10 protein-coding genes are annotated in these 8,403 nt (G+C 70.3%); 3 read left to right on the top strand and 7 right to left on the bottom strand.

Going from position 1 to position 8,403, the window contains the following annotated elements:
- Positions 1-225, top strand: a 225-nt coding sequence (locus VK923_12815) for a YciI family protein (protein HSJ45558.1), incomplete at its 5' end; no start/stop codon positions are given.
- 50 nt (positions 226-275) lie between these two features.
- On the opposite strand, the gene VK923_12810 is transcribed toward VK923_12815, so the two are convergent.
- Positions 276-1,202, bottom strand: coding sequence for an SDR family NAD(P)-dependent oxidoreductase (locus VK923_12810; protein HSJ45557.1), 927 nt, complete (start codon positions 1,200-1,202; stop codon positions 276-278).
- A 178-nt stretch (positions 1,203-1,380) separates the two neighbouring features.
- On the opposite strand from VK923_12810, the gene VK923_12805 reads away from it, so the two are divergent.
- The gene (locus VK923_12805; protein ID HSJ45556.1) at positions 1,381-1,806 is read left to right on the top strand and encodes a hypothetical protein; all 426 of its coding nucleotides are present in this window, start codon (positions 1,381-1,383) and stop codon (positions 1,804-1,806) included.
- A gap of 48 nt (positions 1,807-1,854) precedes the next feature.
- On the opposite strand, the gene VK923_12800 is transcribed toward VK923_12805, so the two are convergent.
- The 5 genes from VK923_12800 to VK923_12780 form a co-directional block, all read right to left on the bottom strand.
- Positions 1,855-2,685, bottom strand: coding sequence for a type II CAAX endopeptidase family protein (locus VK923_12800; GenBank protein ID HSJ45555.1), 831 nt, complete (start codon positions 2,683-2,685; stop codon positions 1,855-1,857).
- 341 nt (positions 2,686-3,026) lie between these two features.
- Entirely contained in the window at positions 3,027-4,184 is a 1,158-nt protein-coding gene (locus VK923_12795) for an alpha/beta fold hydrolase (GenBank protein HSJ45554.1), read from the bottom strand.
- A 95-nt stretch (positions 4,185-4,279) separates the two neighbouring features.
- On the bottom strand, positions 4,280-4,864 hold the full coding sequence (locus VK923_12790) for a hypothetical protein (GenBank protein ID HSJ45553.1): 585 nt from the start codon (positions 4,862-4,864) through the stop codon (positions 4,280-4,282).
- Positions 4,865-5,121: 257 nt separating this feature from the next.
- A complete protein-coding gene (locus VK923_12785) occupies positions 5,122-5,271 on the bottom strand; it encodes a hypothetical protein (GenBank protein ID HSJ45552.1) in 150 nt (49 codons plus the stop codon).
- A gap of 28 nt (positions 5,272-5,299) precedes the next feature.
- A complete protein-coding gene (locus tag VK923_12780; GenBank protein HSJ45551.1) occupies positions 5,300-5,791 on the bottom strand; it encodes a hypothetical protein in 492 nt (163 codons plus the stop codon).
- Between the two features lie 406 nt (positions 5,792-6,197).
- Here VK923_12780 and VK923_12775 point away from each other — a divergent pair, with 406 nt between their 5' ends.
- Positions 6,198-6,851 (top strand): hypothetical protein, encoded by a 654-nt coding sequence (locus tag VK923_12775; GenBank protein ID HSJ45550.1) that lies wholly within the window; start codon positions 6,198-6,200, stop codon positions 6,849-6,851.
- Between the two features lie 442 nt (positions 6,852-7,293).
- On the opposite strand, the gene VK923_12770 is transcribed toward VK923_12775, so the two are convergent.
- Entirely contained in the window at positions 7,294-7,914 is a 621-nt protein-coding gene (locus VK923_12770) for a hypothetical protein (GenBank protein ID HSJ45549.1), read from the bottom strand.
- Positions 7,915-8,403 lie beyond the last annotated feature (489 nt).

Below are 8,403 nucleotides of genomic sequence, written 5' to 3'. Positions count from 1 at the left end.
ACCGATGACCCCGACCGCGTCCGCCGGGTCGCGCCCGATCACGCCGCCTACTGGCGGGAACTGCACTTGGACGGCTACCAGGGAGGCCCGTTCGCCGACCGCTCCGGCGGTCTGATCATCTTCGCCGCCGAGTCGGCCGAGTACGCCGACCAGCTGGTCGGCGGCGACCCATTCGTCCGCGAGGAGCTGCTCAAGGACCGCTGGGTCAAGCAGTGGAACGCATGAGCGCAGAGCCGCCGTGCGCGCGGGTGCGCCGCGGTGCAACCGTCCAACGGCTACGGCGTTGGCCCCTCTTGCGCGCTCAGCCTGGTCGGAGCACGCTCGACGAGCTGCGCGCCGAGGTGCCAGGCCTGCTCCTGGACTGCGGGGTCCAGCTCACGCGCAGACAGACGCTTGGGACGGGGACCGCGCTCGAAGTACTCGCCTGTCCGTGCCCCAGGCTCGGCAGCGCTCGCCAGGTACGCCACCCGTCTGGCCGCCTTGTCGGGCGACCCGTGCCGCTGGATGAGCCGAACGACCGGCCATACCCACCTCCACGACGGCATGGTGCGCGCCGTCTGCGACTGCGTCATCCGTGTCCAGGTGACGCCGGGATGGACCATGGTGACCGTGATCCGCTCGTCGACGAGTCGGCCCGCCAACGCCAGGCCGAACAGGACGTTGAGCAGCTTGCTGCGGGCGTACGCGTCGCCGCCGACATAGGCCTGCGTCGATTGCACGTCGTTGAACGGGTCGCGCTTCCACATCCTGAAGGCCGCCGAGACGACGTTGACGCAGCGCGACGGCGCACTGGCGCGCAACACCGGAAGCAGGTGGGTCGTCAGCGCGTAGGGCCCGACGAAGTTCATCGCAAGCGTCCACTCGTAGCCGTCGGCAGTCTCCCGGCGCGTGTCGATCAGCCCGCCGACGTTGTTGATGAGCACGTCGATGCGCGCGGTGTAGGCACGGACATCGCGGCCGACCCGCTGGTTGCCGCCAACCGTCGCATGATCTGCCTGCAGGAACGTCGCCGACGCGCTCGTGCCCTCGCGGGCGAGCGATCCGGCCGCCTCGTTGCCGCGGTCGGCGTCTCGGCCGGTGATGATCACGCGCGCACCGCGCCGAACGAGGTTCCGCGCGGCCGCGTAGCCGATGCCACCCGTGCCGCCGGTGACAAGGACCGTCCGCCCACGGATGTCCCATAGCTCGTCTGTTGCTGCCATGTCCACCCTCCCGTGCCGCCTGCCCTGTCGCCCACCGACCCATCCCCGCCGCCGGTCACGTCAAATGGTGGAGCACGCCTCTACCGGAGCCCGCCTGGCTGTCGCCGTATCGTGCGCATGCAACGGTTGGAAAGCATCGTGGGCCTGGCGGAGCCGCTCGTCGGGTGGCGGGACTTCTATGCTCGCTCGCCTCGCACCGGTCGTTGCGGCTGTTGTGTTGCTGACGCTTGCGGTCTTCGGCTTGGCGGTCATCACCGGCATTGATCGGGCACAGGCCCGCCTGCCACGCCACGAGGCACGGGTCGTCGTCGCCTACCGTTTCGTCGTCCCGCTGGTGGCCGAAGCGATCCCGGCGGTCGGGGCGGTCGCCATGATCGCCGGAGCCCGGCTCGGGGTCTCGTCGCCCGCCGCGTTCGTGGTGCTGATGTTCGTCGTCGGCACGGAGAACGCCTGGGACCTGCTGCTCGGCATCGGGCGCAGTCCACACGATCCGCATCGCCAGGCGCACGCCCACGGCTACCGATGTCTGGCACGACCCGTGCGGCAACTCAGAAACGGCAGCTTCGTCCGGAGCCGTATGGATCGTGTGGTGCGGGCAGCCTGACGGTTGACCCTGAGGCGGTGCTGCAGCCGGACGCGCCATCCTCGGCCGTCAGGACCTGCTCCGCTGGTTGTCCGTGACGGGTGGGCCAGCAGGCACCGCGGGGTCGTTCCCGATGCCGCCGTCCGGCAGCCCGAGGCGGCCGCGGGTGGCGACGACGAAGCCGATCGCGGCCGCGATCAACGTCACGCCGATCGTCAGGTCGACCACTGGGCTGTCCGCGACCAGGCTCAGGTGCTCCTGCGCGGGGGTGATGCTCGCATGCAGCAGCACGCACAGCAGGGCGCTACCGGTCCGGTTGAACAGCCAGGTGTAGAAGAACGCCAACGGCACCGTCACCACGATCGCCAGCGGCTCGACCGGCAGGTGCCACAGCCCCCACACCACCCCCAGCAGCAGTGTCGCCCGCACCGGGGTGTACCGCTGCTCCAGCCGCGGCAACGCAAAGCCGCGCCAGCCCGGCTCCTCCAACCCGCCCATGAAGAACGCCGCCACCCACGTCACCGCGTACGCCGGCAGCCGCTGACCCAGCAGCGACAGATCCGGCTGCGCACCGAACACCGCCAGAATCGCGTTCGACACGCCGTACAGCAGCACCGGGAAGCCGAAGGCGAACAGGTAGAACCACGGCGACACTCGCCAGCGCAGCACACGCCCCAGCCACGGCTGCAGCGTCCCCACCTGCCACGCGACGATCGCGGCCGCCATCGCGGGGCCGAGGGCACCGAGGAAGAACATGACCGGACTGGACGTCAGGTAGAGCAGCAGCCAGAAGCCCCACGACAACGCGAACGCGAGCGCGACGAAGGCCGCGACCGGACGACGCCGCACAAAGCTACGCGCACCGGTCACCTCAACCGGACTGCTCTGCGTCTCGGACATCACGATCCCCTCCGATCCCGACGGACCGAGTGCTCTGCCGTCAGCGCCAGGCCGTGGGCGTCCCGCGGACGCCATCTGTGTCGACGACCGCGTCGTCCGCTGGCTCCACGGTCGGTGACGGTCGGGTGATGGGACGCGTAGCAGACATGACGCTCCCCTCTCTCTCGACTGGGTCAATGCTCCCACGAGCCGGGTCACCGCCAAGAGCCGAAGGTCCCCGCCCACACCTCGAAGGTCCTCGGCCAGCGCCACGACTCAACCTGCGGATGGGTGACGCGTGGATCCAGGACGATCACCCTCCCATCGGGTCGGGCGATACCAGTCCGAGGAGCACGCCGCACTCACTGCAATGCTCGGTCGAGGAAGCCGACGACACGGGTTTCCCACTGCTGCGGATGGGTGGCCAGCCCGCCGATGTGCGGCGCACCCGCGACCTCCCACACCTCGACGCTGTCGGGCGCGGCAGCCTGCAGCCGCCGACCGGCGGTGACCTCGCCACCCAGTGCGTCACCGCCGACGATCAGCAGCACCGGCCGCGGCGCCACCGCGACCACCGCCGGGCGCAACCCCGTCGGAGCGCTCGCGTCGGCCAGCAGGTCCGCCAGGTGCTGCTGGATCCAGGTCTGGGCGACGTTCATCCACCGGCCAGGATGGTCGGGCAGCACCAGATCGTCATCGGCGACGGTCCCACGGCTGCTGACACCCTCCGCGACCACCGCTCGGATCCGCGGATCGGCCGCGGCTGCGCCGAGCGCCTCTTCGCCGCCCATCGACAGACCCACCACACCAACGCGGTCCGCGTGGACCTCAGGCCGTTGCGAGAGGAAGGTGACGGCGGCCGCCGTGTCGAGGTCACCGAACCATCCCCAGTCCATCGCCACGCCGCCGCTGCCGCCGTGGCCGCGCGCATCGGTCGCCAAGACGCCGTAGCCGTGCCCGGCCAACACGACCACAACATCCAGGGTGTCCGAGCGGGTCGACGTCGCACCGTGGCGCAGCACCACCGCGGCGCCGTTGCGCGACGGCACGTACCACGCCGACAAGCGCACCCCGTCGGCGGTCATGAACGTCACGTCCTCGTACGCGACCCCGCGGTCGGCCGGCGTCTGCGAGTGCACTTCGATTGGTGGGACGTTGGTCACCATCACGGCCGTGGTCAACGGCACCGCCACGAACCACAGCAGCAACAATCCCACCGGCAGCGCCCACCACCGCCGCCAACCGTGCATGCCGCGAAGCAACACGGTGGCACCGGCGACCGTCGCGACCAGACCGACGGCCAGTCCTACAAGGCCCACCGCGGCCGTGAGCGACATGCCGGCCACCTGCAGATGTCGTGCGCCGACCCCCAGACCCAGCGCCACCCCCACGATCCCCAGCACCACAGCCAGCCACGCCGTCGGGCGCCGGACCGGCCACCGGACACCCTGCAGTGGCCCGTCGGTCGGTTTGGCCGTCGTTGTCCTCCCGTTGTTCTGCGATGCGACCTGCGTGACCATGATCATCACTCTTGACTCCCAGGGCCCCTCTCCCCCACACACGGCGTCCGGGACGCGCGACGGGTCAGGCGATCGCCGCCCGGACGCGCGACGGGTCAGGCGATCCCCGCCGGTGTCCGCGGCACCGCGTCCGCCGGTGGCTGCCGACCGGTGTTGCGGTTGCGGAGCACGAACGTCACCAGGGCGATGAGGATCGCGGTGCCCACCGCAGCGAACAGCAGCACGATCGCGCCCACCACTGCGGCGATCCCCGTGGTCGGGATCGCTCCGACCGCGAACGTCGCCGCACCCGGTGCCACACCGGACGCAGTGACCACATAGTCGCCTGGTCGCGGCGCGTCGAAGGTCGCAACCACCTGGCTGATGACGTCAGCGTCTTCCAACCGCAGGTCCCCGCCGTATCCGGCGACGGGCATGGCGGCACCGTCCGGATCGGTCACCCGGATGTCGAACGCCGGGACGCGGTCCGTGTCAACCGCCTCGTAGAACACCGCATAGGTCCCGGCTGAGTCGATCGGCACGACCTCCCGCCCCGGCAGCGGCGCGCGGGCGAACCCGTCCACACGGTCACCAACAGCGCCATACGCGGTGAGCCCCCAGACGACGGCGCCGATGATCCCGACGATCGCGAGCACGCCCGCGACCCAGTACCAGCCCACCGACGGCTTCGTGGCCGTCATGATCGCTCCTTCCTCCTGAGCCCGCAGCCAGCCAGACTCCGAACCGTGGTGCCCACCATCGCTTGGCGACGTGGCCGACACGACGGGCGAACGTCGCTGTACGTACGTCGTTCGACCCGCCCATCGGGATGCCAGACGTCCCACCCACCGGTGTCTGTGGGATGCCGCAGCAGCGGGCTGCGCTGCTCGCCGTGGCATGGGCCGCGTGGCCTGCCAACGTCAAACATGGCGGCCGTGGCGATCTGCCGGGCGGTGCGCTAACCCACGTACGGCTGGTAGCCGAGCTGCCTGACCGTCCCGTTCATCACGGCGAGCAGTGCCAGGCCCATCCAGCCCAGCAGCCACGGACCCCACACCGCCTGCGTGCGGTCATGCGCTGACGTCGCCGGTGGCCGCGCCGGTCGCATTGCGTTCTCGACCCATCACCTTGCCTTCCTACGCAGTCGAGGTCCGCGAGCGACGCCGGACGACCTCCGGCCCGACGGCCATCCACAGAGGCACCAGTGCCCACAGACGCCCGGCGGCGACGTTGTACGCGCCAAGAAGCTCGGACAGCGGCTGCTTCGTGACGTACAACCCGAGCACGAACTCGAACACCACCGTCAGGCCAGCCCACAGCAGACCGACCTGCACCGCCGTACGCGTCGACGGCAGCTGGCGCCAGCGCTCGACCGCCCACATGTACGCCGCCAGGAAGACGAGCAGCGTGACGGTCGACAGCTGATGCGCGGGAAGTTCACCGAGATCGCTGAACGCTGCCTCACGCAGAACCGCGTTCGCAACGCCGATCGTCGCCGCACCGCCCCACGCGATGGCCCAGGAGCGAACGACGCGGCTTCGGCGAACACGCCGCGGGACGTCCACACCGGTCGTGACGGCGAGTACCGTCGACGCAGGCGCCGATGTGCCCCTCGTCTCGACTCTCATCCCTTCACCCTTTCGACGGTGCCTTCCCACGTCGACGTGGCATCGGCGGTCCACCGGCGCCACCAGCAGCACTTGACTCTGTCGTGTGTCACCCGTTCGGGACAGGGCCAACGCGCTCCGGAGACGGGGCCGTTGGACCCGCTGCAACCAGACGCACCCTTGAGATCGACCGCCGCGGCGCACCGGCTGCCGATGGTCCTTCGGATCCCGCGGACTGCGGTCTGGCACCAGACCCGCCCGCGCGCTTGCATGGCTGAGGTCGATGCCGAAGGAGGCGTGTGATGACGCAGACGGCATCCAGACACACGGCGATCGACGACCGTGACGATGCCGTGGTCGGACGTGAAGACGATGCCTCCTGGCGGACGCGTACCGCGCGGCGGGCGCGGCGGCACTGTTCACGGCGGTGCTGATCCCGATCCAGATCGCCGTCTTCACGATCTTCCCGTTCCCGGACACGGTGGCCGGCTGGTTCGCCCTGTTGCGCGAGTACCCGGTGGCTGGCCTCGTCGACCTCGATCTGCTGCTGGTGGTCGACAACGTCCTGCTGGTGGTCATCGCCCTGGCGGCGTACGTCGCGCTTCGACGGACCAGCCCGTCGGTCGTCCTGCTGTCCACCGGCCTGTGGTTGTTGGCGATCGCGATGTTCGTCGCCTCCAACCCGTCCGTTGAGATGCTGGCGCTCAGCGCACGGTTCACCGACGCGACGACCGCGGCCGAGCGTGCCGCGTTGCTCGCCGCAGGGCAGGTCCTGCTGGCTGGGCGGGAGGGCACCGCCTTCCAGGTGAGCTACGTGGTCGGGCAGGTCGCCGGCATCGTGATCGGGCTGGTCATGCTGCGGACCGACCGGTTCGGCAAAGCGGTCCCCTATGCGCTGATCATCGGCAACGTCGTCGGGTTCGGGTACTACCTGCCGACTGTGGGCCTGGCCCTGTCGGCCTTCGCAGGGGTGATCCTGTGGGTCTGGTACCTGCTGATCGCACGGCGCTTCTTCCAGCTGGGCCGCGCCCCGGCACTGTCGCAGCTGACCGGGGAGCGCGCTGACGTTGCGGGAGGGTGAGGGAGACACCCGGAACGATGCACATGCTGGCCGGTGCCTGAGTGACGTTGGAGTGAGTCGATGGGCGCCTTGGAGGTCGAGGGGCTGCGCAAGGAGTACGGGACGGTCCGCGCAGTCGACGGGTTGTCGTTCGCGGTGAGGACCGGGGAGGTCTTCGCACCCTCCTCCGACCCAAGGGCGCCGGGAAGACCACCACTGTCGAGATCCTCGAGGGGCACCGCCGCCGTACCAGCGGACGCGTCAACGTGCTGGCAAACGACCCACGGACGGGTGGTCGGGACTTCCGCGAACGGATCGGCATCGTCCTGCAGGAGGCAGGGTTTGACGAGGACTTCACCGTCGCCGAGCCGGGGGCGCCTCTACCAACGCATGTACCCGTCGCGGTGGCGCGCGACCATGGCGTGCTCAAGCGATTGCGTGGTACCCCGTTGCGCCCGCTGCCCTATCTGGCCGGCCGGCTCGTCGCGGCGCTGTTAATGGTCGGCGTCACCGCGGCGCTCGAGGACTGCATCACGCGCCACGCGAGCCACGTCACGTCCTGGTCGACAGCGGGGCGACAGTGACAAGCGAACTGACCGCGTGCAGCGCGGCGGTCAGCGGCTCGTCGCCGGTGGCCGGCTCTCCGGAGGAAGCGGGTGATCTGTCGATAGGCCGGGCGGTGCGCCGCGCTGGCGATGTGGCCCTTGCGTGGGTACAGCAGCAGTCGCGCGTCGGGGATGCCGCGGGCGGTGACGCGAGCGAGGTCGGGCCCGTAGGGTCGGTCGCGGCCGCCGACCACCACCAGCGTTGGGACCGGGATCAGGTGCAGCTCGTCGGTCAGATCGCAGGCGTTCTCGGCGCGGATCACGGTCAGCAGGTCGGAGGGGTCGTCGGGCGTGCTCGACGGTCCGGTGAGCCATGGCAGCGCGGACCACAACCATCCCCTGACCCGGCCGGCCGCCATGAGGCGTCCGGTCGCCGCCCAGGCAGCGCGCGGCCGCCCCGCCGCGATCAGCTCGGCAAGCCGCCGCTGTGCGTCGCGGCCGGTGTCCGACAGCCTACAGGCAGTGGCGAGCAGCACCATACGGCGCACGAGAACGGGATGATCGATCGCGAGCCGCTGGGCGAGAACCCCGCCCGGGAGACGCCCAGCACGTCGACCGGCACCGCGAACTCGTCGCGGATCCCGCCGCGACGTCAGCGGCGAGGTCGTGCATGGTCGCCGACGCCGGCAGTCCTGGACCGCGGCTGATCACATACACCGTGAACTCCGCGGTCAACGGCCGGACCGACTGCACCAGTCGCCAGCGTTCCGAGCCCGACGGGTTGCCCTGCTCGGCGCCCAGACCGGGCAGCACGGTCAGCGGCGGCCCATCGCCCACCACAGGCAGGACACACGCCCACCCAGGACGCGGTCGCCCACCGCCGGCCCGCTCCGGCGCATGCCTGCTCCTCCAGCCGTGTGCCGCAAGACCCGCGAGCATGACCACAGCGCCGACCACGCGTACCGACGATCGTCCCGCCACGAGTGGGCACCACGTCCCAGTGGTGATGCACAACCCACGTCATTGTG

This window comes from Euzebyales bacterium, from assembly GCA_035461305.1.
Taxonomy (GTDB): domain Bacteria; phylum Actinomycetota; class Nitriliruptoria; order Euzebyales; family JAHELV01; genus JAHELV01.
This window is presented reverse-complemented; position numbering and strand designations above follow the sequence as displayed.

Bases quoted from the DNA above. Each gene is read 5' to 3' on its own strand.
- VK923_12810 (HSJ45557.1), bottom strand. From the start codon at position 1,202: ATGGCAGCAACAGACGAGCTATGGGACATCCGTGGGCGGACGGTCCTT.
- VK923_12805 (HSJ45556.1), top strand. From the start codon at position 1,381: ATGCTCGCTCGCCTCGCACCGGTCGTTGCGGCTGTTGTGTTGCTGACG.
- VK923_12800 (HSJ45555.1), bottom strand. From the start codon at position 2,685: ATGTCCGAGACGCAGAGCAGTCCGGTTGAGGTGACCGGTGCGCGTAGC.
- VK923_12795 (HSJ45554.1), bottom strand. From the start codon at position 4,184: ATGGTCACGCAGGTCGCATCGCAGAACAACGGGAGGACAACGACGGCC.
- VK923_12790 (HSJ45553.1), bottom strand. From the start codon at position 4,864: ATGACGGCCACGAAGCCGTCGGTGGGCTGGTACTGGGTCGCGGGCGTG.
- VK923_12785 (HSJ45552.1), bottom strand. From the start codon at position 5,271: ATGCGACCGGCGCGGCCACCGGCGACGTCAGCGCATGACCGCACGCAG.
- VK923_12780 (HSJ45551.1), bottom strand. From the start codon at position 5,791: ATGAGAGTCGAGACGAGGGGCACATCGGCGCCTGCGTCGACGGTACTC.
- VK923_12770 (HSJ45549.1), bottom strand. From the start codon at position 7,914: ATGGTGCTGCTCGCCACTGCCTGTAGGCTGTCGGACACCGGCCGCGAC.